The organism is Pseudomonas fjordensis (assembly GCF_976987115.1).
The window spans coordinates 6,674,975-6,701,226 of sequence record NZ_OZ336860.1 but is presented as its reverse complement, the minus strand read 5'-3'; the positions used below and the strand labels follow the sequence as shown (position 1 = coordinate 6,701,226).

Sequence of the window (26,252 nt, the reverse complement as noted above, 5' to 3'; positions counted from 1 at the left end):
TCCGTCAGATCAAACCGCGTCGCTGAAGTCGTAGTGCAATTCATTATCCCGACTGCTGATCCGCACTCCCGCCAACGCCTTGCCTTCCAACATGCGCGTGAGGAACTCGCGGCTCATGTCCGGCAGCAGGCTGTTGGTGAGGATGGTGTCGATCATGCGCCCGCCGCTTTCAGTCTCGGTGCAGCGCGAGACGATCAGGTCGACCACGGCGTCGTCATACTCGAACGCGACTTTATGGGTGTTCTCCACACGCTTCTTGATGCGGTTCAGTTGCAGGCGTGTGATCGCCTTGAGCATCTCGTCGCTGAGCGGGTAGTACGGGATGGTCACCAGTCGACCGAGCAACGCCGGCGGGAAGATCTCCAGCAGCGGCTGGCGCAGGGCCTTGGCGATTTCCTCGGGCTCGGGGATGTTCGCCGGGTCCTTGCAGACGTGGGAGATCAGCTCGGTACCGGCATTGGTGGTCAGCAGGATCAGAGTGTTCTTGAAGTCGATCACCCGGCCTTCGCCGTCTTCCATCACGCCCTTGTCGAACACCTGGAAGAAAATCTCGTGCACGTCCGGATGGGCTTTCTCCACCTCATCCAGCAGCACCACGCTGTAGGGTTTGCGCCGTACCGCTTCGGTCAGCACACCGCCTTCGCCGTAGCCGATATAGCCCGGAGGTGCGCCCTTGAGCGTGGACACGGTGTGGGCTTCCTGGAACTCGCTCATGTTGATGGTGATGACGTTCTGCTCGCCGCCGTACATGGCTTCGGCCAGGGCCAGGGCGGTTTCGGTCTTGCCCACACCCGAGGTGCCGGCCAGCATGAATACGCCAATCGGCTTGCTCGGGTTGTCGAGGCCGGCGCGGGAGGTCTGGATGCGCTTGGCGATCATCTGCAAGGCATGGTCCTGGCCGATGATGCGTTTCTTCAAGTGTTGGTCGAGGTTGAGCACAGTTTCCAGCTCATTGCGCGCCATGCGGCCCACCGGGATGCCGGTCCAGTCGGCGACCACCGAGGCCACGGCCTGGTAATCCACGGTCGGCAGGATCAATGGGGTCTCGCCTTGCAGAGCGGTGAGGCGTTGTTGCAGGTCGACCAATTGCGCACGCAATGCATCGTTGCCGCTGTCCACCACCCCGGCTTTTTCGCGCAAGGTGGCACGAGTGGCGAGCAGTTCATCCACCAAGGCTTTCTCTTCAGCCCAACGGCTTTCCAGGGTCGCCAGGCGCTCGCGCTCGGCGCTCAACAAGGCTTCGCTGTTGCTCTGGCGCGTACCGGTGGCAATGCCGATCGCATGCTCACGGGCGATGATTTGCAGCTCGGTTTCCAGGGCCTCGATACGCCGACGGCTGTCGTCCACCTCCGCTGGCACCGCGTGCAGGCTGATGGCGACGCGGGCGCAGGCGGTGTCCAGCAGGCTCACGGATTTGTCCGGCAACTGGCGCGCCGGAATGTAGCGGTGGGAGAGCTTCACCGAGGCTTCCAGGGCTTCATCGAGGATCTGCACCTGGTGGTGTTTTTCCATGGTGGAAGCCACGCCGCGCATCATCAGCAGTGCCTTTTCTTCCGACGGTTCGGCAACCTGCACCACCTGGAAGCGGCGGGTCAGGGCCGGGTCTTTCTCGATGTGCTTTTTGTACTCAGCCCAGGTAGTGGCAGCCACGGTACGCAAGGTGCCACGGGCCAGGGCAGGCTTGAGCAGGTTGGCCGCGTCACCGGTGCCGGCAGCGCCACCGGCACCCACCAGGGTGTGGGCTTCGTCGATAAACAGGATGATCGGCTTGGGCGAGGCCTGCACGTCTTCGATGACCTGGCGCAGGCGCTGTTCGAACTCGCCTTTCATGCTGGCGCCGGCTTGCAACAGGCCCACGTCGAGGCTGCGCAGCTCCACGTCCTTGAGCGCAGGCGGCACGTCACCGGCGACGATGCGCAGGGCGAAACCTTCGACCACGGCAGTCTTGCCTACCCCGGCTTCACCGGTGAGGATCGGGTTGTTCTGGCGCCGACGCATGAGGATATCCACCAGTTGGCGGATCTCTTCGTCACGGCCGACGATGGGGTCGAGCTTGCCGCTGCGGGCCTGTTCGGTCAGGTCCACCGTGAAACGCTTGAGCGCTTCCTGCTTGCCCATTGCACTGGGCGCCATGGCCCCGCTGGCTTCGCCAGGGACACCGGCATTGAAGCCGTCGCTGGCGCTCAAGGCGTTTTCCGGTGAGTCACCGACGTATTCATCAAAGCGCTCGCTCAGGGCCTCGGCCTTGATCTTGTCAAACTCGCCGGACAAACCCAGCAGCGCATGGCGCAGGCTCGGCGTCTTCAAGATGCCCAGCACCAGATAACCGGTGCGCACCTGGCTTTCGCCAAACATCAGGCTGCCATACACCCAGCCGCGTTCTACGGCCTCTTCCACATGGGAGGACAGGTCGGTGATCGACGTGGAGCCGCGCGGCAGGCGGTCCAGGGCTTCGGTGAGGTCGCGAGCCAGGCGTGCCGGCTCCACGTTGAACTGGCGGATGATGCGGTGCAGGTCCGAGTCCTGCAGTTGTAGCAACTGGTGAAACCAGTGGGCCAGTTCCACATACGGATTGCCCCGCAACTTGCAGAACACCGTGGCGGCTTCGATGGCCTTGTAGGCCACGCTGTTGAGTTTGCCGAACAGTGCGGCGCGACTGATTTCACCCATGCTCTGGATTCCTTGAGGTGGTGGCGTGGTCGGCGTAATGCCGGGCCAGGATTAGGTCGTTGGCGTCATGCGCAGGTTGGCCGAGCCAGGTGTTGAAGCCCAGGCGGAACTGGCCGTTGAGTTGCAGCGCCGGAACTTCGGGTTGTTGCAAAACCAGGTTCAAGTCCCAGTCCAGTTCATGGCCCAGGTACTCGGCCACCCACGCCACCAGCTCGTTGAACGGCTGTTGGCCAGGCAGCATGCCCATGTAGTCATCCAGCGTGAGCGGGCCCAGGCGGATGCGGAATTTGTGCTGGCGGTCCCACACGTGGCTGCCCAGGCAGAAGTCCACGCCCAACTGGTTGGCGCTGACCCCCACGCGGCTGCGTTCGGGCAGTTCCAGCCATTGGCCGACGTATTCTTCGATCGCTACCGGCAGGCCAAAGTACTCGCCGAGGATCGCTTTCAAGCCATCCGGGTAGCGGGTTTGCGCCGACAGATGGCCGCTGTAATGCAGCTTCGCGGTATCGGGGATCAGCCCTTGATTGAGCAGGCTCGGCATCCCACGGCCACTCAGGGCGGCGAGGCGGGCGGACCAGTAGTCATCGTCCGGGCGGTCGTGGCTGACGGTAGGCCGCGCCTCGGCCCAGGCCCGATAGAACAGAGTCAGCAGGCGATGGTGGAACACATCCAGGAACTGCTTGCTGGTGCTGTCGGCGTTGTTGCGTTGGCGCTCGCGTACGTACTCGGTGATGTGCAGCGGCAGCGGGCCGTTGGGGCCGCCGAGGCCGAAGAAGAACTGCTCCAGCCGCGCCGGCTTGCCATCGCCTCCCGGGTCGACCGAGGCGAGGGTGGCGGGTGCGAAGGTGCAATCGGCCTGCTGCCCCAGGCGCAGCGGATCATCGGCCAGGCGCAGGGAATGGCCCAGGCGTGGCAGCTCGGGCGTTTCGCACTCGATGCGCCGCAATGCCTGGAAGAAGTCATATTCCCAGGGCTCCTGGTGCATCGCGTCCAGGGTGCTCACAGGGTCGGACGCCGTCCGGGCTTGGCTTTCCATCGCATGATCTCGCCGCGTTCGGTGGTACGGATCACCGTCTCGGTAAAGCTGTTGATCGACACGTAGCGTGCCAGGAAGCGCTCCAGCACCGCACCGAGCAGGAACACGCCGGTGCCGCGAAACGCGTTTTCATCGAACTCCAAGGTGATTTCCAGGCCGCGCCCAAACACAATCGGGCCAGGCATCGGCAGGCGTCGGGTCACCGCCTTGCTGCTGACTTCGCGCAGGCCTTCGATCTGCAATTGCAGGGCGGCGTCATTGCTGTCGCCGTACAGGCGCAGCAGTTCGCGCAAGGCGCCGGCGCCCTGGCCCTGCTCGCTCAAGGACAGGTAGTTGAGCGACAACTGGCTGATCAGGCGCCAGGCCTTGGCGTCATGCGCATGGCTGGCACGCGGGCGGCTTGGCCCCGCCACGCACCGCACGGCCAGTACCGGCGCGCTGTCGGCCAGGGTGAAGTCGGTCTTGCCGTTGCCCACGCTCATGAACAGCGGCAGATCGCGGTTGGTACACAGCGCCGTCACGCCCAACTGGCGCAGGTCATGGCGATACGGCGCCTGGCGGCTGTCCACCAGGCTGACGAAGGTTTCGCTGCCCACATAAGTGGAGCGCGGGCCATTGCGGCGTTGGTCGCTGGACAGCACCCGCGGCTCGCGGCGCACGCTGTAATAGGCCTGGTCGCGGCCATAACGCGACGGATCGCGCACCGCATAGAACGGCAAGAACGGCTGCTCCGGCCCGGTGCCGTGGCCGGTGATGCCGCTCAAGGAGTGAATCTCGAAATCCATCGGCCGCGTACGGTCGGCGATCACATGGTGTTCATTGACCCGGTCGGACAAGTGGATACGGTCCACGCGCTTGGGGAACAGGTTGATGGCGGGCGTGCAGAACGGCAAAAACTGCGCTGCGCCGACGCTGCCCTCCAGGCTCGGTTCGTGGCGGTCGAACAGCACGATCAGTTCCAGCTCCTGGCCGTCACAGCGCTTGACCGCGCGGCTCAACTCGGCGAATTCAACGAACAGGAAGCGATGGGGCAGGGCGAAGTACTCCTGCAACAGGCGATAGCCCTGGAATGCCCGCGCCACCACCGGCATGGCCGCATCGGCATCGTCGAACCCCCGCGAGCGCAACGCGCCCTGGGGCAGGCGCTCGACCCAATCGCCACCGGGCTGGCGCGCAAACACCGCACAGGCGTTGCCCAGCAGTTGTTCGTAGAGGCGAAACGGTTGTTCATCAGCGCCGCTCAGGTACAGCGGCAAGGTGTCCAGGTCGAGACTGTTGAACGGCAGCTCGGCACCGGTGCGCAAGGTCAGGCGCAGACCGGCCTTGGCCTTCGGTTCGCTGGCGGCCAGGCGCCCGAGCACGGCGGCGGGGTTGCCGAAATATTCGGCGTTGCTGACCTGCAACGGCCACAGCGTCACCGGGTGCGCGGTGCGGTACTCGCAGCAGGTCTGGGTTTCACGGCCCAGGGCGGCACGCAGCACCGTGTCACGGGGCAGCGGGAAACCGCCGGCCAGGGAGCCTTCATCGGGGTCGGTCTGCAATTGCACCACGGTCATCGACGGCGTCGGTGCCAGGTAGTGCGGGTAGGCGATTTCCAGCAAGTTGTGGGTGAAGGTCGGGTACTCGGCGTCGAGCTTGAGCTGCACGCGGGCCGTGAGATAGGCGAAGCCTTCAAGCAAACGTTCGACGTACGGGTCGGCGCAGTCCATACCGGACAGGGTCAGCCGACTGGCGATCTTGGGGTATTCCTTGGCGAACTCGGCGGCGCTTTCGCGCACGTGGTGCAGTTCCTGGTTGTACAGCTCCAGCAGGCGCGGGTTCATGGGCGTCTCCGCTGGTCGGCATTGAGCACGCGCACATGGCCGGACTCCAGGTCCACGTCGGTCTGCAACAGCAAACGCAACGGCACCGGCTGTGCCCACAGGTCGCCTTCAATCTCGAAACTCAGGGCGTTGTGGTTCATCTCGCCATGGCCCATGCGCGCCTTGACCCGCAATGTGTGGCGCAAAATACGCGGCTCGAAGGTGGCGATGGCCTGGTAAATCAAGGCTTCCAGGGCTTTGATATCGACGCTCGAAGCGCTGTTGCCCGCCAGTGCCGGCAGGCCGTAATTGACCACCGACGTGCCGGCCGGGGTGTGCAGCGTGGCATCGGTATCGAGTAACGAGGTGGTGTTAAGCAACCACGCCAAGTCACGCAGCACCGAGGCCTTCAATTGGGTCAGGGACAGCACGCGTTTGTCCGCGCTTTCCTTGGGGTTGGTCGGGTCGTCGTCGGTCAACCGGTCCAGCAGGGACGGTTGCAGACGGTCGCGGGAAGCGATTTCAGTTACCACCAAAGCAGCTCCACGGACGGGTTGCGAGAGGGACACAATGGCCGTGGCACCAGGCCACGGCCACAAGGGCTATCAGCGTTTGGTGTTGGAACGGATGTTCCAGCCGAACTTGATGGCGCCGCCGTCTTTGGTGCCGTCGGCTTTCTGCGGCTGGTAGTCGACCATCACTTGGGCGAAGTTCAGGGTGACGTTTTCGGTCAGGCGGTCATCGCTGCCCGAACCGCCGGTGCTCAAGGAGGTGACCAGCACTTCTTCCAGGTTGATCACCATGTACTCGACCTGGCTCTCGCCACCGGCCTTGCGCACGGTCAGCTTGACCTTGTCGATGTGCTTGCCGCTGGCGCAGTGCATCATCAGGTTGGGCGAAGCCTTGTCGACGTATTTGGTCAGCGACAGGTCCTGGATATTCACCTTGCCCGCGCCACCGCCACCGCCGACGTGCATGTTGCCGGACTGGGACATGCCCCAGCTCCAGTTCAACACATCGATTTCGTCCTTGTGGGCCTTGTCCATGGACTCGCCCTTGATGTCGCCGATCTTGATGAAAATATCAACAGCCATGTTTTCTCCCTGTGTGGCCCATGCCACTTGATTGGGTGATCGTTCCCACGCTCTGCGTGGTAACGCATCCTGTGACGCTACGCGTCACCGGGACGCAGAGCGTCCCGGGCGGCATTCCCACGCGGAGCGTGGGAACGAGCTAGCGAGCCGGTCCGGTTAGTTAGGCGCTTTTCGCCGAAGGCAGCTTCGATACCAAACGCAACGACACCGTCAGCCCTTCAAGCTGATAGTGCGGGCGCAGGTAGAACTTGGAGTTGTAATACCCCGGGTTGCCTTCGACTTCTTCCACGATCACTTCGGCGGCGGCCAACGGGTGCTGGGCCTTGGTGGTTTCGGTGGAGTGCGCCGGGTCGCCATCGACGTAGTTGAGGATCCAGTCCTGCAACCAGCGCTGCATTTCGTCCTTCTCTTTGAAGGAGCCGACCTTGTCGCGCACGATGCACTTCAAGTAATGAGCGAAACGGCACGTGGCGAACAGGTACGGCAGACGTGCGGCCAGGTTGGCGTTGGCGGTGGCGTCCGGGTCGTCGTATTCGGCAGGTTTTTGCAGCGACTGGGCGCCAATGAATGCGGCGAAGTCGGTGTTTTTCTTGTGCAGCAGCGGCATGAAACCGTTCTTCGCCAGTTCCGCTTCACGGCGGTCGCTGATGGCGATTTCGGTCGGGCACTTCATGTCCACGCCACCGTCATCGGTCGGGAACGTGTGGGCCGGCAGGTTTTCCACTTCACCGCCAGACTCGATGCCGCGGATGCGCGAGCACCAGCCGTAGTGCTTGAACGAACGGTTGATGTTCACCGCCATGGCGTAGGCGGCGTTGGCCCAGGTGTACTTGGAGCTGTCGGCGCCGTCGGTGTTTTCTTCGAAGGCGAAGGCTTCCACCGGGTCGGTCTTGGCGCCATACGGCAGGCGTGCCAGGAAGCGCGGCATGGTCAGGCCGATGTAGCGCGAGTCTTCCGATTCACGCAGCGAGCGCCAGCCGGCGTATTCCGGGGTGGTGAAGATCTTGGTCAGGTCGCGTGGGTTCGACAGTTCCTGCCACGAGCCCATGCCCATCACAGTCGGCGAGGCCGCAGCGATGAACGGCGAGTGCATGGCGGCGCAGACTTTCGACAGCTCGCCCAGCAGTTCCACATCGGGCGGCGACTGGTCGAAGTAGTAGTCACCCACCAGGCAGCCGTACGGTTCGCCACCGAACTGGCCGTATTCTTCTTCGTACATCTTCTTGAAGATCGGGCTCTGGTCCCATGCAGTGCCCTTGAATTTCTTCAGGGTCTTGTGCAGGTCTGGCTTGGAGATGTTGAGCACGCGAATCTTCAGTTGCTCATCGCTCTCGGTGTTATTGACCAGGTAATGCAGGCCACGCCAGGCGCTTTCCAGTTGTTGGAAATCCTGGTGGTGGATGATCTGGTTGACCTGGGCGGTGAGCTTGGCGTCGATAGCGGCGATGATTGATTCGATCGACTTGATTGCGTCGTTGGACACCAGGTCGGTTTGCGCCAGGGCCTGTTCAGCCAGGGTGCGCACCGCAGTTTCAACGGCTTCGCGGGCACGCTCGGTCTTGGGTTTGAACTCTTGCAGCAGCAGGTTCGCAAACTCGCTGGCTTCTTCGGTGGTACCCAGGATCTGGCTGCCTTCGCGGGCGGTATTGTCCGTCATGATTACTGCTCCCCTGCAGGCTTGGGCGCGCTGGCAAGTGCCTGAAGCAATGCCGGGTCCTTGATCGCCTTCATGATGATTTCTTCAGCGCCAGTCTTGCCGTCCATGTAGGTCAGCAGGTTGGCCAATTGGGTGCGGGCTTCGAGCAGTTGGTTCAGGGAGTCGACCTTGCGCGCCACGGCGGCCGGGCTGAAGTCGTCCATGCTTTCGAAGGTGATGTCCAGGCTCAGGTTGCCTTCGCCTGTCAGCTCGTTGGGGACGTGGAACGCGACGCGTGGCTGCATGGCCTTGAGGCGTGAGTCGAAGTTGTCGACGTCCACTTCAAGGAACTTGCGGTCGGCCACGGGTGCCAACGGCTCGGCAGGCTTGCCGGCGAGGTCGGCCATCACGCCCATTACGAAGGGCAGCTGGACCTTTTTCTCGGCGCCGTAAAGCTCGACGTCGTACTCGATCTGCACTCGAGGCGCACGGTTGCGCGCGATGAATTTCTGAGAACTTTGCTTCGCCACGTTGCTGCTCCTGGTCGCTTGAGCGACGGTGTTGTTACTGCACGGTCCGGCGGCTTACTCGCTGTCGGGGCCGCGCAGGTTTTCAAATTGGGACATGCCATCGGGAATCAGATTGCGCACGATGGCCGCAAAGTCGGCATGCACCAGATTCTTGGCTCGGGTCAACAACACCGGCAGCGGGCTCGAAGGCTCGTGGCGGGTGTAGTACGCGAGGATTTTGTCGAGGCTGCGCAGCACATCGTCGCGGGTGGCGATGTCGCCAGAAGGGCGAGGGGCTGCGGGCGCGGCGGCGTTATCGACCGAGGGGGCATTGTCTTCACTGACGGCCTCGGGATCGCTGCTGCTGTCGGTGCCTGGCACCGCTTGGTTGAGCAGTTGCAGGGCCTGTTTGAGCGGCTGCTTCAAGGCGCTGAGGTCCACGCCCTGGGCGGAACCGACTTGGTCATTGACCTGTTGCTCAATGGCCTCGCACGCCGCACGCGCCGCGCTCAAGGCGTCACGGGTGGCTTGCAGTTGTTCGGGGTCGCTGTCCAGGAACGCGGCATTGAGTTGCTGGTTGCCCAACTGCTCATCGGTGAAACTTTGCAGGCCGCTGGCGTTGAGCGCTGCGCGCAGGGTCACGGGCCCGAACGTGCGCGAGCGCGTCAGGATGCTTTCGCGCAGCAGGCGAATATTGGTCTCGCAGGTCAGGCCGGTAAGGGCGTTGATGCGCACGGTGGGGTCGTTGTCATCGTCGGCATCCAGGCGCGGGTGCAGCTCGGCCCAGTATTGGCGCAGCAAGGCGTCGATCAGCGTGAGGACTTCGGCCAGCCCGGCCACACCCTGGAGGGCGAGGGTGCTTTGCAGCAGAAAGTGGGTGATGCGCAGGTCTTTGCTGCGCTGCAACAGGTCCAGGCTTTGCTGCTGGATGCTGCGCCACTCGGGCGGCTCAGCGGGCAGGATCGAGTCGCCCATGCTGCGTTCGGGTTGGCCCTTGGCATCACGTTCCAACTGCAGAAATTGCGCGTCATATTCCATGTCCTCGCCACAGGGCGACGTCGCGGAAACGGCGGTGAGCAGCAACGGCACATCCACTGAATTCGATCTCCTTATCGGCCCGCTGGACGGCGGGCAATGCATGCACTAGTTGCGTAATGAACTTTGCATGTTTTCTTGGTCATATACTCAGCGTGCCACTACTGCGCCATCACTGATGTTCAAGAAGTTGTGCATTTTTGGTGTAGTACTTATGGCTTGTCAAGGTAAGCTATTCGCCCTCTGTGACAGATGTGCGGTGTTTAACAACCTGCGCGACTGGCGAGTCGAAAGGCGCGCCCAGAGCGGATTTTTGTCATGGAAGCCAGTTAAGATCAGCGATCATGCTGGTAAAAGCAGATTTTGGCGGTCGTTTGTACGACAGGACGGGACTCTCCAGGGTGGCACTGCCTCCTGGGTAGGCTGCGCGCGATGTATCAGCAAGGAGGCAAGATGTCGCTGTGTTTGACTATCACTAGTTATCACAAGATTACCCCTGGGCAATGCCCCGAAAAGTCCATGGATCAGGGCGTGATGGCTATTGGCCGCAGTTCTGACAATGACTGGGTATTGCCCGACCCTGAGCGTCTCGTCTCTTCGCAACATTGCGTTATTCAATACAAAGATGGCCGTTACTACTTAACCGATAACAGCACCAATGGTGTGGAATTGGTCAAGGCGGGTATTCGTATGCGTCGCGGTAACAGCGAGCCGTTGCAAGACGGTGAGTTGATCCGCATCGGTGATTACGAAATCCAGGCACGTATCGACTTCAATGTGCAGGCCATCGACAGCCAGCCATTTGCCGGTGACTCACCCAACAGCTTTGAAGCGCTGATGGGCGCCGTGGTGAGCCAGCCTGCGCCCACGCCGATGATCGCCCCGCAGTTCCAGGGCGCCTCGGCCATGGAAACCCTGCCCGACCTGTTCGACTTCCTCAGCCCCACCGCCGTGCCGCCGCCCACCGTGGCGGACCATGTGCCATCCGAGCAACACGATTTTCGCCCCCCGGCTCCGGTGGTCGTATCGGCGCCCGAAAAGCCGGCGGTGCAAGGCGCGGTGATTCCCGAAGACTGGGACCTGTTCGGCGACGCGCCCGCGCCCGTGGTCAATGCTGCGCCCGCCCCAGACCCGATCATCCCGCCGCCACCTGTGGTTGAGCCTGTTGCGCTCCCCGTGGCCAATGCCGAGCCACAACCGGACCTTTTGCAGGCCTTCCTGCGCGGTGCGGGCCTGGACCAGTTGCGCCTGGACAAAGCCGACGCCTGCGCGCAGATGGAAAGCATCGGCCGCAGCTATCGGCTGATGGTCGAGGGCTTGATCGACGTATTGCGTGCGCGTGCCAGCCTCAAGGGCGAGTTCCGCATGCAGCAGACGATGATCCGCCCCGCCGAAAACAACCCATTGAAATTCGCCCCGAATGCCGATGAAGCGTTACTGCTGTTGCTGCGTCATGGCAACCAGGCATTCATGGCGCCGGACCTCGCCGTACGTGACAGTTTCGACGACCTGCGCGCCCACCAGTTGGCCGTGATGGCTGGCGTGGAAGCGGCGATCAAGCACCTGCTCACGCGCTTTGAACCGGCGCAATTGGAGGAGCGCATGGGCAAACCCGGCGGCCTCTCGAGTCTGTTCAACGGTTCGCGCCAGGCCCAGTACTGGCAGCAGTTCACCGAGCTCTACAGCAATATTTCCCGCGAGGCCCAGGACGATTTCCAGGACCTGTTCGGTCGCGAGTTCAGCCGGGCCTACGAAGAACACAGTGCACGACAGCGAGGCTGAAAACGCCTCGCACTCATGGATAAAACGGATAGCTAAATACGTCATTGAGGACGCAGGATGATTCCCAGGTTTTTACTCGCAGCCGCTACCGCGCTGCTGCTGACGGCGTGTGCCAACGACACTGCCAAGCCCCAGGCGGCTGCCGAGGCCGAAGCTGACACGGCCGCCGTTGAGCTGCATTTTCACGCGATTGCCGGGCTTAACCCCGGTGTCAACGGCCAGGCCGCGCCGGTGCGGGTGCGCATTTTCGAATTGAGAAACGCCGCGACCTTTTCACGCTCCGATTACTTCGCCCTGGCGGACCGTGCGCAATCCACCCTCGGCCTGGACTTGCTGGACCAGGACGAAGTGATGGTGCAGCCCGGCCAACAACTGAGCGTGCAGCGCGACCTCGACCCCTCCACGCGCCAGATCGGCCTGCTGGTGGGCTACCGCGAGTTGGACCGTGCGCAATGGCGCGCCGTCATCAACGTGCCGCCGCGCGAATACAGCGAATACCAGATCAGCCTCGACGTGCATGCCGTGCGCGCCGACGTCGTGGCTTCCCCATCCAGCCCAGCCCAATAACAAGCAATCGGAGCCCCCATGTCCTGGAACAATCGCGTGGTCTGGTCGGAAGGCATGTTCATCGGAACGCAGCACTTCCAGCAGCATGACCGTTACCTGGAAAACCTGATCGACGCCCGCAGCCGCCCGTTGTCGGCGGGTGCCTGGGGGTTCTCCGAGTTGCTGATCGACCAGGGCCTGCTGGCCCAGGGCAAGCTGGCGATTGTGTCGGCCCGCGGCCTGCTGCCCGATGGCACGCCGTTCAATATTCCCCAGGATGACCTGGCGCCGAGCCCGTTGAACATCGACGACAACCTGCGCGACGGCCTGGTGTACCTGGCCCTGCCGCTCAAGCGCGCCGGCGCCCGTGACACGGTGGGCGAGGGCGAGGCCCTGGAAGCCGCCCGCTACGTGAGCCAGGTGCGTGAAGTGCGCGACGACAACGCCCCGTTCGAAAACCGTGCACCGGTGGCCGTGGGGTCGCGGGCATTGCGCCTGCTGACAGCGCAGGATGGCATCAGCGACTACGCCGCCATCGGCCTGGTACGCATCAAGGAAAAACGCGCCGACCGCGCGTTGGTGCTCGATGACACCTACATCCCGCCGGTGCTGGACGTGTCCGCGAGCAAACCGCTGACGGCCTTTCGCAGCGAACTGCTGGGCCTGTTGCACCAGCGTGGCGAAGCCCTGGCCGGTCGCGTGGTGGCCTCGGGGGCTGGTGGTGCCTCGGAGATCGCCGACTTCATGCTGCTGCAACTGGTCAACCGCGCCCAGCCGCTGATTCAGCACTTCAGCCAGTTGAGCCCGTTGCACCCGGAGCGCTTCTTCAGCGAACTGGTCAGCCTGGCCGGTGAGTTTTCTACCTTCTCAACCTCCGGCCGCCGCCCCCAGGAATACCCGCAGTACCAGCACGACGACCTGGCCCTGAGTTACATGTCGGTGATGGCGGCCCTGCGTGAGGCGCTGTCGATGCTGATCGACAGCAAGGCCACGCCGATCCCGATCGTGGAGAAAGCCTACGGCATCCATGTGGCGATGCTGGCCGACAAGACCCTGCTCGACAACGCCAGTTTCATCCTCGTGGTGCGCGCCGATGTGCCCGGCGAAACCCTGCGTGCGCGCTTCGGCCAGCAGAGCAAGGTTGGCTCCGTGGAACACATCCGCGACATGGTCAACCTGCAACTGCCGGGCATCGGCCTGCTGCCGTTGCCGGTGGCACCACGCCAATTGCCTTACCACGCCGGCAGCACCTACTACGAGCTGGACCGTGGCAGCGAGCACTGGCAGCAGCTGAATAATTCCGGCGGTTTCGCCTTCCATATCGCCGGGCAGTTCCCGGGCTTGAACCTGGCCTTCTGGGCGATCCGAGGATAATTGGCGATGCATCCCAATGATGATGACCGCACCCAGTTCATGCCGCGCCCGGGTGGCCGAGAACCTGCACCCGCGCGTGCCGAACCGGCTCCGCTGGCGATGCCGGCCGCGCCGATCCTCACCGGCAAGAGCCAAGGCCTCAACCCGCTGGAAAGCGCTGCCGGCCCGTTGCTGGCGTTGTTGACGCGGTTGCGCAACACCATTGCCCATCCCGCACCGGCCAGCCTGCGTGCGCAGTTGCTGGCGTACCTGCGCCAGTTCGAAGAGCGCGCCGAAGCCGCCGGCGTGGCACGCAACGAAGTGCTGTTGGCCCGTTACGCGCTGTGCACCGCCTTGGATGAAGCGGTGCTGAGCACGCCGTGGGGCAGCACCAGCGATTGGGGTAAACAGAGCCTGCTGATCACCGTGCACAACGAAGCCTGGGGCGGCGAAAAGGTTTTCCAGTTGCTTGACCACTGCCTGCAAAGCCCACGGGAACGCCTGTACCTGCTGGAGCTGTTGTACCTGTGCATGTGCCTGGGTTTTGAAGGGCGTTACCGCGTGATGACCGACGGGCGCAGCCAGTTGGAAGCCTTGCGCGAACGCACCGTCGCAGCGATACGCAGCGCCCGTGGCGAGCACGAGCGTGAGCTGTCGCCGCACTGGCGCGGTGTGACGGTTGCCCGTGATCGCCTGGCGCAATTCATGCCGCCATGGATCGCCGTGGCGATTGGCTTGGCGCTGCTGTTGGCGTTGCTGTTCGGCCTGCGCCTGAAACTGGCGGCGGATGCCGAGCCGGTGTTCAAGAACATCCATGCCCTGGGCGAGATTCCCGTGCAGGCCATCGACCGTCCGGTGGTGCAGCCCAAAGTGATCGAGCGCCCGCGCCTGGCCGGGTTCCTGGCCGACGACATCAAGGCCGGACGCGTGGCGGTGGAAGACAAGGTTGACCGCTCTGTCGTGACCATTCGTGGCGATGAGCTATTCGCCTCGGCCAGCTCCAGCATCGTCGATGACTACCAGCCGCTGATGCTGCGCATCGCTGACGCCATTCGCAAGGTCAAGGGCCAGGTGCGTGTCACCGGGCACAGCGATAACCGCCCGATTGCCACGTTGCGCTTCCCGTCCAACTGGGCGTTGTCCGAAGCCCGGGCCAAGTCGGTGCTGGAAATTCTCGCGGCCAAGACCGGCCAGGCCGAGCGTTTCAGTGCTGAAGGCCGCAGCGACACCGAGCCGCTGGCCACCAACAGTACTGCTGAAGGCCGTGCCCGCAATCGTCGGGTTGAAATCACCGTATTGGCGGAGGGCGTCGAGTGAAGGCGTTTTTCAGTTTCATGATTCGCTGGGTGATTCCCGTGCTGGGCCTGATTGCCCTGAGCCTGATCATCTGGTTTGTTGGCCCGCTGCTGGACGTGCTGGTGCCCGAAGGGCGCCGTTGGGCGCTGATCGTGCTGGTGTTTGCGCTGTGGGTGGCCTACCGCGTGTTCCGCATCATCCAGGCCCGTCGCCAGGCCGCCGAAGTGATGCGCAGCCTGGCCGCAGAAACCCCGGTCGACCCCAACAGCGTTGCGACTGCCGAAGAGCTGTCGACGCTGCGCCAGCGTATGGATGAAGCCCTGGCACTGCTGAAAAAAGCCAAGTTGGGCGGCGATGAGCGCCGCAACCTTTACGAGTTGCCGTGGTACGTGATCATCGGCCCGCCGGGCTCGGGCAAGACCACCGCGCTGGTCAATTCCGGGCTGCATTTCCCGCTGGCGGCGCAATTGGGCGCTGGTGCGGTGCGCGGCGTGGGGGGCACGCGCAACTGCGACTGGTGGTTTACCGACCAGGCCGTATTGCTCGACACCGCTGGCCGCTATACCACCCAGGACAGCAACTCCACGGTGGATAAAGCCGCCTGGCTGGGCTTTCTCGACCTGCTGAAAAAGCAGCGTTCGCGCCGGCCTATCGACGGTGCGTTTATTGCCATCAGCCTCTCGGATCTGTTGTTGGGCACCGACGCCGAGCGCGCCGCCCATGCCGCCGCGATTCGTTTGCGCATCCAGGAGCTGTATACGCAACTGGGCGTGCGTTTCCCCATCTACCTGATGCTCACCAAGCTCGACCTGGTGCCAGGCTTCATGGAGTTCTTCGACAACCTGAGCAAGGAAGAGCGCGCCCAGGTGTGGGGCATGACCTTTGCCCTGGACGACGGCAAAAACAGCGACAGCCCGCTGGCGCACCTGCAAAGCGAATTCGCCGGCCTGGAGCAGCGCCTCAACGAACGCCTGGTCGAGCGCCTGCAACAGGAACGCGACCCGGCACGACGCGACCTGATCTACGGTTTCCCTCAGCAGTTCGGCGCGTTGAAAGATTGCCTGCAAAGCTTTCTCGAAGGCGTGTTCAAACCCAATGCTTTTGAAGAGCGCGTGTTGCTGCGTGGCGTGTACTTCACCAGCGGTACACAGGAAGGCAGCCCGATTGACCGCCTGATCGGTGCCATGGCCCAGAGCATGAACCTGGACCGCCAGCACCTGGCGCGCCAGAGCGGCACCGGGCGCAGTTACTTCATCGAAAAACTCTTCACCGCCGTGGCCTTTGCCGAGCGCGGCTTGGTGGGGGTGAACCCGAAAGTCGAGCGGCGCCGCAAATGTATCGCCCGTGGCGTACTGGCGGCCACCGTCGCGCTGGTGGTGGTGGTCAGCAGCCTGTGGTGGGTGAGCTATCGCGCCAACCAGGCGTATATCGCCCAGGTCGATCAGAAGGTCGCGCCCCTGGGTCAGACCGTCCAGAACCTGAGCCCGGCACAGCGGGAAGTGCTTGCCGTGCTGCCATTGCTCAACGCCGTGAAGAACCTGGCGGGCGATTCGCCGAGCTGGTCCGAAGGGCTGGGGCTGTACCAGGGCGATATGCTCGAAGCCGAGTCCGCCAGCGTGTACCGCAAACTGTTGATCGCGGTCTTCGCACCACGCCTGGTGACGCGTATCGAAGAACAACTGCACGGCGGCGGTAATTCCGACTTCCTCTACGAGGGCCTCAAGGCTTACCTGATGCTCGCCGACACCGAGCATTACGACCCGGACTTCATCAAGGCGTGGATCGCCCTGGACTGGGACCGCAACCTGCCCCGCGACCTGCCGGCCGACCAGCGCCAGGCCCTGGCCGGGCACTTGCAGGCGCTGTTCGAACGCCACCCGCCGAGCGCACGTCTGGACCCACGCCTGATCGACGACCTGCGTCGCCAATTGCAGCAACTGCCGGTGGCCCAGCGCGTGTACGACCGGGTCAAGCGCCAGAAGCTGCCCGAGGGTATCCCGGACTTTCGGCTCAATGAGGCCGCTGGCCGCGATGCCGCGCTGGTGTTCAGCCGCAAGAGCGGCAAGCCGTTGGGCGAGCCGTTGAGTGGTTTCTTCACCGCCAAGGGCTATCGCCAGGCGTTCTTGCTTAGCAGCCTGAACCAGACCGGCACCCTGGCCGAAGAGCAATGGGTGCTGGGCCATGAACAGGCCGACCAGCAGAACGTGGTGAGCCTGGCCGCTGACGTGCGCCGCTTGTACTTCCAGGATTACCAGCGCCAGTGGGACGCGTTGCTCGCTGACATCGACTTTGTGCCGATCACCAGCGTGGCCCAGGCCGCCGATGTGCTGCGGGTGATTTCCGGGCCGACCTCGCCGTTGAAAAAGCTGCTGGTGGCGGTCGCCAGGGAAACCGACCTGCAAGCCGAAGAACGCCAATTGGCCGCCAAAGGCGTGCCGGTGGAAGGCGGCGTGGACAAGCTCAAGGAGCGCCTCGGCAGCTTGTTGGGCGAGGCGCAACCGACGGCGAATGCCCCGGCGCCGGCGGATGATCCGGTGACTGCGCACTTTGCCGAACTCAACAGCATCGTCAGCAAAAACGAAGGCGAACCGGCGGCCATCGACGGCCTGCTGTCGGACATGAATGCACTGTATGTGCAGGTCAGCGCCATGGTCGGTGCCAGCGGCGATGCCTTGCTCGGCGAGGCCAAGAACCAGGCGTCGGCAGCGGCCACGCGGGTCAGCCTGAACGCCGAGCGTCAGCCGCCGCTGGTGCAGGGCATGGTCAAGTCGGTGGTCAATTCCACCACCAACAGCATGATGGGCGGGGTGCGTAACCAGCTGAACGCCGCCTGGGTCAGTGAAGTGGTCAACGTGTATCGCCAGTCATTGGCCGGGCGTTACCCGATGTCGCCGGGCAGTGCGCGGGACGCCACCCTGGATGACTTCGGCCAGTTCTTCGGCGTGGGCGGGGTGATGGACAACTACTTCCGCAAATACCTGCAGCCCTATGTGGACACGTCGGCACAGACCTGGCGCTGGCAACCGGGGGCGGCGCAGAAGCTGGGGATTGCGCCGGGCGTGCTGCAAACCTTCCAGCGTGCGGCGACGATTCGGGACGCATTCTTCCGCTCCGGTGGCACCCAGCCCATCGTGCGTTTCGAGCTCAAGCCGGTGTCGATGGACCCCACCATCACCCAGTTCCTGCTGGACCTGGACGGCCAGCAACTGAGCTACGACCACGGCCCGAGCCGCCCAGTAGCGATGCAATGGCCGAACCCCGGCAGCATTGGCGTGGTGCGTATTTCCATCATGCCGCCGTCGGCCAGTGGTCGCTCCGGCATCACCCTGGACGGCCCTTGGGCCTGGTTCCGCCTGCTGGAGCAATCGGACCTCACGGCAGGCAACTCGCCGGACCGTTTCAACCTGCGCCTGCGGGTCGATGGCGCGAGCATCGCCTACGAGTTGCGCGCCAACAGTGCCTTCAACCCGTTCAAGAGCCGAGTGCTCAGCGGCTTCAGCCTGCCGGAGCGGCTATGACGACCCTGGGTTTTTACGGCAAGTTGGCCAGCCGCGGCGACTTTGTCAGCCGCGCCTTGCCCCAGAGTTTTATCGGCCCATGGGACAGCTGGCTGGCGGCGGGTTTGCTCGCCAGCCAGAACAGCCTGGGCGCTGACTGGCTGAATGCGTACCTGGTCAGCCCGTTATGGCGCTTTGTGCTGGCGCCGGGCGTGTGCGGGCCGGATGCGGCGGCGGGCGTGGTGATGCCGAGCATTGACCGGGTCGGGCGGTACTTTCCGCTGGCGGTGGTGACCTTGCTGGATCACGACACTAACCCGGCGTCGCTGGTGGGCGGTTCGGACGCCTGGTTCGAGCAGGCTGAAACCTTGTTGCTCAGCACCCTGGACAGCGGCGCAACCTTCGAAGGCTTCAATGCCGGGCTCGACGAGCTGGGTGTGCCGGCCAGCGAGCCGCGTGCGGTGGACAGCCGTTTCGCCGGCCTGCAAAGGGTGGCAGCCACCGTGCCGCACCAGCGTATGACCGCGCTGGCCGAACAGGCGTGCGAGGGCGCAAGCCTGTGGTGGGGGCGAGGTTCGCAGCGTATCTCCCCCGGTTTATTACGGTGCCAGGGCCTGCCTGCCGCCAGCGATTTTGCGCAGTTTTTGCTCGGACAAGAAGGTGTGGTGTAGATGGGCGTGACGTACGAATCCGCGAGCAAAAGCCATGTGGGCATGGTTCGCCAAGTCAACGAAGATGCCTTTCTGGACCTGCCGGAAAACCGCTTGTGGGTGGTGGCCGATGGCATGGGCGGGCACGCGGCGGGGGACTATGTCAGCAGCTTGATCGTCGACAGCCTGCGCCATGTGCCGCTGGGCCGTTCCCTGGATGAATACTCGGCGGCGCTGCGCAACGACCTGCTGCGCATCAACGCGGCTGTGCGCGAAGAAACCGCCAACCGTGGCGTGACCATGATGGGCAGCACCGTGGTGGTGTTCGCCGCGCGCGGCTTGCGCGGGGTGTGCCTGTGGGCCGGCGACAGCCGCCTGTACCGCCTGCGCGACGGCGTGCTGGAAAGCATTTCCCGCGACCACAGTTACGTGCAAGACCTGCAAGACAGCGGCCTGCTCAGCGAAGCCGACGCCCGTACACACCCGCGCTCCAATATCGTCACCCGCGCCATTGGTGTGGAGGCCCAGTTGGACGTCGCCTCGGTGGACCTGTTGATCGCGCCCGGCGACAGCTATTTGCTGTGCAGTGATGGCCTCAACAAAACCGTCGAAGACCACGAAATCCGCGACGTGCTCAGCCATGACGCGCCGGATGAAATCGTGCGCAGCCTGGTGCACCTGGGGCTCAATCGCGGCGCACCGGACAACATCACCACCCTCGTCGTGAAGGTCTCGTCATGAACATTGTCATCCCGGGTTATGACATCGAAGGCGAGATTGGCGAAGGCGCCATGGCCAGCGTGTACCTGGCGACCCAGCGCTCGCTGGAGCGCAAGGTGGCGCTGAAGGTGATGGCGGCAGCGCTGGCGGCCGACCCGAGTTTCTGCGAGCGCTTCCTGCGCGAGGGCAAGACCCTGGCGCGCTTGTCGCACCCGCACACGGTGACCATCCATGACATCGGCAACGTTGGTGAGCTGTATTACATGGCCATGGAATACCTGCCCAACGGCACGCTCAAGGAGCGCATTGCCGCTGGGCTGACCCCGGAGCAGGGCGTGACGCTGATCCGCCAGATTGCCTCGGCCCTGGGCTATGCCCATGCCCAAGGGCTGGTGCACCGCGACGTCAAGCCGGCGAACATTCTGTTCCGGGCCGATGGTACGGCAGTGTTGTCGGACTTCGGGATTGCCAAGTCGTTGGACGATCGCACCCAATTCACCCAGGCCGGGTTTGCCGTGGGCACGCCGAGCTACATGAGCCCCGAGCAGGCGCGAGGCCAGGAGATCGATGGCCGCGCCGACCTCTACGCGCTGGGCGTGGTGCTGTATGAAATCCTCGTCGGCAAGCTGCCTTACAACGGCACCGATGCGCTCTCCACCGCGCTGGCGCACCTGACCGAACCCTTGCCGCAATTGCCGGTGCACCATGGGCGCTATCAGGGCGTGCTGCGCAAGTTGTTGGCCAAGGACCCAGCGGAACGTTATCCAGATGCGGCAGCGTTGTTGTTGGCGCTGGATCAACTGCCGGCGGATGAATCGGACGCCACGCTGGTGCGGCCGCTGCCGATTCCATTGAGCTTTGATCTGGCGGGCATGACCCCTGTCACCGTCGATATTCCGACGGATAAACCGCAGCCGCAGCCAATAGCGCGTCAAGCGGTGGTCACGCCGACGCAGCACAATGCCCCGTCCGAGCAGCGCCGTGGGCCGGTATTGGCCTTGGCCGCCGTGGCGGTCGCCGTCGCGTTGGCCATTGGTGGCGCCAGCTACTGGTGGTTGAGCGGCGGCGATGAACCGGCCCAGTCGCCAGCCGCCGTGGTGCCCAAGGTGACGCCACCGGTGGCTGTCGCTGAAGTGGATGGCGGTCAACGCCCATTGCTGATGGCAGGCAAGAAAACCTTGTTCCAGCGCGTACTCAGCAAACCTGGCGCCCAGCTTTCAGCGGACGCAGGGAGCCCGCCGGGTAAAGCGTTGCCGGCGTTTTCCGTGCTCTACGTGTACCAGCGCAAAGACGTCGACGGCAGCCCGTGGGTACGCGTCGGCGCCGCCACCGATGGTCGCAGCGACGGTTGGCTGCCAGCCTCCCAGGTCAGCGACTGGAAACAAAGCCTGGTGCTCAAGTTCACCGAGCGCTCGGGGCGGGCGCCCGTGATGTTCCTGCGCCAGCCCGCAGAGGTGGAAAAACTGCTGGCCGACCCCGCCGCCGCGAAAAGCGCCTTGGCCAAGGCGCAGAACAACCGTGAAGACAACCAGCAAGTCCTGGCCCTGGAGCCGACCGCCAGCGCGGTGCCGCAGAACCAGTTCTACCTGTTGCCGATCTTTGATTCCAAAGAGAGCTTCGACGACAACGGCCAACCGGTGCAGTTGCTCAACGTGGCTTCCATCGACCCAGGCAGCCGCGCCACGGCCAAACCGGCCAGCCCGACGCTCAGCGCCCATGCCGACGCGTTCCGCACGGCCGTGGTGCTGGTGGTGGACACCACCGTGTCGATGCAGCCCTACATCGACCAGATTCGCGACGTGGTGCATGAGCTGCAAACCCGCATTGCCGAGCGCGGCGAGTTGGACAGCGTCAGCTTCGGCATGGTCGGCTTTCGCAGCAGCATTCAGAAAACCCCGGGCCTTGAGTATGTCGCCAAGACCCTGATCAGTCTCGACCAAGGCCGCGACCCGCAGCGCTTTCTGGATATGGCGCGCCAGGTCAAAGCGTCGACGGTGTCCAGTCACTCCTTCAACGAAGACGCGTTTGCCGGGGTGATGCAGGCGGTGGACGGCATGGACTGGTCCGGCTACGGCGGGCGCATCATCCTGCTGGTTTCCGATGCTGGCGCGTTGCGCAAGAACGACCCGTTCGCCGCCACCCAGATGAACGAAGCCGAGGTGCGCCAGGCCGCGCTGGGCAAGCAGATCAAGATCTATGCGCTGCACCTGCGCACCGACGCCGGCAAGAAAACCCATGCCGGCGCCGAGAGCCAGTATCGCGTCCTCACCGCCGACGCCAACCCGCAGATCGGCGACCTGTACACGCCAGTGCCAGGCGGCGATGTGCGCAAGCTGGGTGAGCGCGTCGATGAGATCGGCACGGTGTTCGCCAACCTCGTGCATCAGGTGCGCAGCAACACGCCGCAGCCCGTGCCGTTGCTCAGTGCCGCGCCGAGTCTGGCGGACAAGTCCGCCGCCGTCGGCTATGCCATGCACATGGACTTTCTCGGGCGCAAAACCGCGAGCCAGGCACCGCAATTGGTCAGCGCTTGGACCGCCGACCGCGACCTGACCAACCCAGCGCTGCCGGCGTTCCAGGTGTGCGTGATGCTGACCAAACTGCAACTCAACGACCTGCAACAATCGTTGAAGTTGATCGTGGATGCGGCGCGCAAGACCCAAAGCTCGCCCAAGGATTTCTTCCAGGAAATCGCCAGTGCCTCGGCCTATATGAGCCGCGACCCGCAGGCCCTGCGCAAGGGCGGCAACCTGGCTGACGGCGGCCTGCTCGGTGAATACCTCGAGGGCCTGCCGTACCGCAGCAAGTCGCTGAACATGACACAGGACCTGTGGTTGTCATTGAGCGTGGCCGAGCAGGAAGACTTTATCGACGAGCTGGATTCGAAAATCCGCCTGTATGAAACCTTCCATAACGACGTGGCCAACTGGGTCCGTTTCGGCGATGCCGAACCGGGCGATGCGTTGTACCGCGTGCCACTGTCGACGCTGCCGTAATGTTGAGGCTGAACGCGGTGCACAAGAGCCGGGGTGTCGGTAGCCAGCGCTATAGCCTGGTGATCCCGGCGTTGCAGCTGGGCGCGGGTGAACAACTGGCGATTGTCGGCCCCAGTGGTTGCGGCAAGAGCACTTTGCTGGACGTGCTGGCGCTGGTGTTGGCGCCGGATCAGGTGGGGCAGTTTGCGTTCAACCAACAGGACATCGGCGCGCTGTGGCGTGCTGATCGGCAATCGGCGCTGGCCGCGTTGCGCAGCCAGCACTTGGGCTATGTGCCGCAGACCGGAGGCTTGCTGGGGTTTCTGGATGTGCGCGGCAATATCGCGCTGTCGCGCCAACTGCTGGGCTTGCAGGACGACGGCCGCGTGGCGCGCCTGGCTGAGCAGTTGCAGATCAGCGATCAGTTGGCCAAGCGCCCGGCGGCGTTGTCGGTGGGCCAACGCCAGCGGGTCAGCTGTGCGCGGGCTCTGGCCCATGGGCCGCAACTGGTGCTGGCTGATGAGCCGACGGCGTCCCTGGACCCGCTCAACGCCGAGCGCGTGATGCAGGCGCTGCTGGCCCAGGCCCGCGAACACCGTACGGCCTGTGTGATCGCCACCCATGACGAACCGCTGGCCCGCGCCAGTGGCTTGCAGGTGCGACGTATCCGTTGCCAGCGCGACCCAGACGGCGGCGTCACCGCAACCCTCGGGGAGGCGTGCTGATGCGCATCGGCCTGGTTGCTTCGCTTGCGTGGCAGGACTACCGCAACGATGGGTGGCTGTCGGCCTGTTCGGTGTTGGCATTGGTGGCGGTTATCGCGCCATTGCTGGTGTTATTCGGGCTGAAATTTGGACTGGTTAGCAGTTTGACCGAACGCTTGGAGACCGACCCCGCAAGCCGTGAAATCATCCCATTGGGTGGTGGCCGATTCAGCGCGGCGTTTATCGCGCAACTGGGTGAGCGCAGCGATGTGGCCTTTGCTGTGCCGCGCACACGGCAGATTGCAGCCACGGCGCAGGTGGGCACCTTGACCCTGGAAATGCTGCCGACTGCCGCAGGCGACCCGTTGTTGGCAGGCTTGCCGATGCCCCACGGCCTGGACCACATCGTGCTCAGCCATACCGCCGCTGAAAAGCTCGCGGCAAGGCCCGGTGACTGGCTGGAAACCAGCTTTGCGCGGCAGGTGGCGGGGCGCGTCGAGGCCCAGCGCACGCGGTTGCAGGTGCTGGCGGTGTTGCCGCTGGAAGCCTTCGCTCGCGAGGGCCTGTTTGCCGATCTGGGGTTGCTGGAGGCAGCGGAAGATTACCGCGATGGCCGTGCGGTGCCGGCGTTGGGTTGGGCCGGTGAAGCGGCCAGCGTGAGCGAACAGCGTATCTACCCGGCGTTTCGCCTGTATGCGCGCAGCCTCAGTGATGTGGAACCGTTGCGGGTGTATTTCGCCGGGCAGAACCTGTTGGTTTCAACCCAGGCGCACACCATCGCTCAAGTGCAATCGTTGAGCCGCAACCTGTCGATTGTGTTCTGGATCATCGCCGGGCTGGCGTTGGCCGGGGCGTTTGCGGCTATTTTCGCGGGCACCCTGGCGGCGGTGGCGCGCAAGCATCGGGAACTCTCGGTGTTGCGCCTGCTGGGGTTTTCCACCGCCGCGTTGTTGCTGTTTGTGCTGCTGCAAGCGCTGTACAGCGCGGGTTTTGCCGCTGTGCTCAGCGTTGGGCTGTATGGCCTGGCCGAGGCCGCGTTGAACAAGCTTTTTGTGCAGGTGCCGGGCGAGTACGCCAGCCACCTGTTGGCGCGCCATTACGGCCTGGCCCTGGTGGCGGTGCTCGGCGTCAGTGCCGTGGCGGCCGCCTGTGGTGGTTGGCGGGTGGCACGTATCCAGGCTTCTGAAGGAATCAGAGATGTATAAATTACTGGGCGCCTGCGTGGCGCTGAGCCTGGCCTCGCTGGCCTGGGCCGATGAGGCAAGTGACAAGGTCGACAACCCCAAGCCGTTGCCGGACGACGTGAGCCTGCCGCTGCCCTGCGAAGGCAACATGGTGTTCCGCTACGCCTACATCCTGGCCCAGGGCACCCTGGATGACCGTGAAATCAACCTGGGCTACCCCTTTGCCGAAGGCGAGGCGGGTTATCAGCAGTCGTTTATTTCCGGCTACCGCCGCGACTTCATCAACGGCCAGTTCACCCTCAAGGACTTGCCCAAGGACTGGAGCAAGGTCATCGCGCCGCAGATGCCGAAGACCGACGCCAAGACCCCGCTCAAGCCCATGCTGTATTTCATCGGCAAATATGAAGTGACCGCCCGCCAATACGCCCAGGTGATGGCCCAGGCGCAATCCCTGGCCAGCGGTGAACCGGCGCCGGCGTGTGACGTGCCCACTGGCATGGCCGGGCGTTTGCCCAAGGTGAAACTGTCGCGCTTTGAAGCCGAGCGTTTTTCGGCGGTGTACAGCGCCTGGCTGATGAAATACCACCGCGAGCTGCTGCCGGTGAGCGGGCGCGGTGCGTCCGCCGAAGACGGCGGCCTGGGCTTTGTGCGCCTGCCCACCGAAGTGGAGTGGGAGTACGCCGCACGCGGCGGCCAGGCGGTGAGCCGCCAGGACCTCGAAGGCCGGCTGTATCCACGCCGCGCCGAAGGCAGTGAAAGTGATGGCCCGCTGGCCGATTACGCCGTGTTCAACCAAGTGGCCGGCGGCACCGGCCAGGCGGCGCGGTTGATGCCCATCGGTACCAAGTTGCCCAACCCCATCGGCATGTTCGACGTGATCGGCAACGCTGCGGAAATGGTCCAGGAATCCTTCCAGTTGGTCCACGCCGGCCGCCGCCAGGGCACCTACGGCGGTTTTGTGGTCAAGGGCGGCAACTACCTGGAAGGCGAGGGCACGCTGTTCACCGGCATGCGCCGCGAATACCCCTTGTTTGCCGCTGATGGCACCGAGCAAAGCAACGAGACCACCGGTTTTCGCGTGGCGATTGGCGCGTTGTCGGCGCCGCGCTCGCGCTACAAGGAATTGTTCGCCCAGTGGCAGAAGGAAGGCCGTCTGGCCTCCCTGACCGACGCCATCGACGACGCCCAGGACCCGACCAAGCGCCTGGACAGCATCATTGCCGCCAGTGTCGATCCCAAGCTGCAAGCCGAGCTGGGCCTGGTCAACGAAGAGCTCAAGCGCAACGTGTCGTTGATCGCCCAGCAACGCGAAGAAGCGGCGGGCAACCTGATCCAGTCGGCGGCGTTGGTGGCCGAGACCATCAGCAACTACAACATCCGCCTGGCCAACCTGCAGAAGAGTCGCCAGCAGGCGGTGGACAGCAAGGACGAGGCCAGCACGCAGCTGTTCGATATGGCCATCACCAATGGGCGCAGCGCGTTGGACGGCGCGGTGGCGATTTACATCGACAACCTGGCCACCGGCACGCGCTACACCGATGCGGTGATCCAGGCGCAGTTTCAACGGATCAAGGAAGAGTTGGATCGCAAGCCAGTGCTCGGCAAGAGCCTGGTGACGCGCGCGACACTGTTCGTTCGCCATGTCGGCAACTACCGCAAGCAACAGCGGGCCGACCCGGCAACGATCTTGAAGGAATTGCTCGCAGCGAGCGGTCAGCGGTCTTGATCGTTGGCTGTCTAGCGAGCTTGGAAGGGACTCAGGC

At 63.9% G+C, this 26,252-nt stretch carries 19 protein-coding genes; 11 read left to right on the top strand and 8 right to left on the bottom strand.

Features of this window, described 5'->3' with window-relative positions; genetic code table 11:
• Positions 1 to 9 precede the first annotated feature (9 nt).
• The 8 genes from tssH to tssA form a co-directional block, all read right to left on the bottom strand.
• Complete coding sequence (gene tssH / locus ACWHXD_RS30825; protein WP_138761984.1) at positions 10 to 2,670, bottom strand: type VI secretion system ATPase TssH; 2,661 nt, start codon at positions 2,668 to 2,670, stop codon at positions 10 to 12.
• Positions 2,663 to 3,706: a type VI secretion system baseplate subunit TssG gene (tssG, locus tag ACWHXD_RS30820; RefSeq protein ID WP_032894505.1), complete on the bottom strand. Its 1,044-nt coding sequence runs from the start codon at positions 3,704 to 3,706 to the stop codon at positions 2,663 to 2,665. Before tssG ends, tssH begins: the two co-directional genes overlap by 8 nt.
• Positions 3,670 to 5,529 (bottom strand): type VI secretion system baseplate subunit TssF, encoded by a 1,860-nt coding sequence (gene tssF / locus ACWHXD_RS30815; protein WP_003195564.1) that lies wholly within the window; start codon positions 5,527 to 5,529, stop codon positions 3,670 to 3,672. Before tssF ends, tssG begins: the two co-directional genes overlap by 37 nt.
• Entirely contained in the window at positions 5,526 to 6,041 is a 516-nt protein-coding gene (gene tssE / locus ACWHXD_RS30810; protein ID WP_003195563.1) for a type VI secretion system baseplate subunit TssE, read from the bottom strand. Before tssE ends, tssF begins: the two co-directional genes overlap by 4 nt.
• A 72-nt stretch (positions 6,042 to 6,113) precedes the next feature.
• On the bottom strand, positions 6,114 to 6,602 hold the full coding sequence (locus ACWHXD_RS30805; RefSeq protein WP_003195562.1) for an Hcp family type VI secretion system effector: 489 nt from the start codon (positions 6,600 to 6,602) through the stop codon (positions 6,114 to 6,116).
• A 160-nt stretch (positions 6,603 to 6,762) separates the two neighbouring features.
• Positions 6,763 to 8,259, bottom strand: coding sequence for a type VI secretion system contractile sheath large subunit (tssC, locus tag ACWHXD_RS30800; protein WP_003195559.1), 1,497 nt, complete (start codon positions 8,257 to 8,259; stop codon positions 6,763 to 6,765).
• A gap of 2 nt (positions 8,260 to 8,261) precedes the next feature.
• Complete coding sequence (gene tssB / locus ACWHXD_RS30795; RefSeq protein ID WP_003195557.1) at positions 8,262 to 8,768, bottom strand: type VI secretion system contractile sheath small subunit; 507 nt, start codon at positions 8,766 to 8,768, stop codon at positions 8,262 to 8,264.
• A 54-nt stretch (positions 8,769 to 8,822) separates the two neighbouring features.
• Positions 8,823 to 9,842: a type VI secretion system protein TssA gene (gene tssA, locus ACWHXD_RS30790; RefSeq protein ID WP_138761985.1), complete on the bottom strand. Its 1,020-nt coding sequence runs from the start codon at positions 9,840 to 9,842 to the stop codon at positions 8,823 to 8,825.
• Between the two features lie 393 nt (positions 9,843 to 10,235).
• On the opposite strand from tssA, the gene tagH reads away from it, so the two are divergent.
• From tagH to ACWHXD_RS30735, 11 genes are read left to right on the top strand one after another with little or no spacing between them, the layout of a single operon-like run.
• Positions 10,236 to 11,564, top strand: coding sequence for a type VI secretion system-associated FHA domain protein TagH (tagH, locus tag ACWHXD_RS30785; RefSeq protein WP_138761986.1), 1,329 nt, complete (start codon positions 10,236 to 10,238; stop codon positions 11,562 to 11,564).
• Positions 11,565 to 11,621: 57 nt separating this feature from the next.
• Entirely contained in the window at positions 11,622 to 12,131 is a 510-nt protein-coding gene (gene tssJ / locus ACWHXD_RS30780) for a type VI secretion system lipoprotein TssJ (RefSeq protein ID WP_138761987.1), read from the top strand.
• Between the two features lie 18 nt (positions 12,132 to 12,149).
• Positions 12,150 to 13,484: a type VI secretion system baseplate subunit TssK gene (gene tssK / locus ACWHXD_RS30775; RefSeq protein WP_138761988.1), complete on the top strand. Its 1,335-nt coding sequence runs from the start codon at positions 12,150 to 12,152 to the stop codon at positions 13,482 to 13,484.
• 6 nt (positions 13,485 to 13,490) lie between these two features.
• Positions 13,491 to 14,780, top strand: a complete 1,290-nt coding sequence (locus ACWHXD_RS30770) for a DotU family type VI secretion system protein (protein ID WP_499084986.1) — start codon at positions 13,491 to 13,493, stop codon at positions 14,778 to 14,780.
• The gene (tssM, locus tag ACWHXD_RS30765) at positions 14,777 to 18,277 is read left to right on the top strand and encodes a type VI secretion system membrane subunit TssM (protein ID WP_138761990.1); all 3,501 of its coding nucleotides are present in this window, start codon (positions 14,777 to 14,779) and stop codon (positions 18,275 to 18,277) included. Before ACWHXD_RS30770 ends, tssM begins: the two co-directional genes overlap by 4 nt.
• Positions 18,274 to 18,927 carry a type VI secretion system-associated protein TagF gene (gene tagF, locus ACWHXD_RS30760; protein WP_047712083.1) on the top strand — a complete coding sequence of 218 codons (654 nt, stop codon included), beginning with the start codon at positions 18,274 to 18,276 and terminating at the stop codon, positions 18,925 to 18,927. Before tssM ends, tagF begins: the two co-directional genes overlap by 4 nt.
• On the top strand, positions 18,928 to 19,647 hold the full coding sequence (locus ACWHXD_RS30755; RefSeq protein ID WP_034129104.1) for a PP2C family protein-serine/threonine phosphatase: 720 nt from the start codon (positions 18,928 to 18,930) through the stop codon (positions 19,645 to 19,647).
• Positions 19,644 to 22,622 (top strand): serine/threonine-protein kinase, encoded by a 2,979-nt coding sequence (locus ACWHXD_RS30750; protein ID WP_138761991.1) that lies wholly within the window; start codon positions 19,644 to 19,646, stop codon positions 22,620 to 22,622. The genes ACWHXD_RS30755 and ACWHXD_RS30750 overlap by 4 nt, the downstream gene beginning before the upstream one ends.
• Positions 22,622 to 23,326, top strand: coding sequence for an ABC transporter ATP-binding protein (locus ACWHXD_RS30745; RefSeq protein WP_138761992.1), 705 nt, complete (start codon positions 22,622 to 22,624; stop codon positions 23,324 to 23,326). The genes ACWHXD_RS30750 and ACWHXD_RS30745 overlap by 1 nt, the downstream gene beginning before the upstream one ends.
• Complete coding sequence (locus ACWHXD_RS30740) at positions 23,326 to 24,510, top strand: FtsX-like permease family protein (protein ID WP_138761993.1); 1,185 nt, start codon at positions 23,326 to 23,328, stop codon at positions 24,508 to 24,510. The genes ACWHXD_RS30745 and ACWHXD_RS30740 overlap by 1 nt, the downstream gene beginning before the upstream one ends.
• Positions 24,503 to 26,215, top strand: a complete 1,713-nt coding sequence (locus ACWHXD_RS30735) for a formylglycine-generating enzyme family protein (protein WP_138761994.1) — start codon at positions 24,503 to 24,505, stop codon at positions 26,213 to 26,215. The genes ACWHXD_RS30740 and ACWHXD_RS30735 overlap by 8 nt, the downstream gene beginning before the upstream one ends.
• Positions 26,216 to 26,252 lie beyond the last annotated feature (37 nt).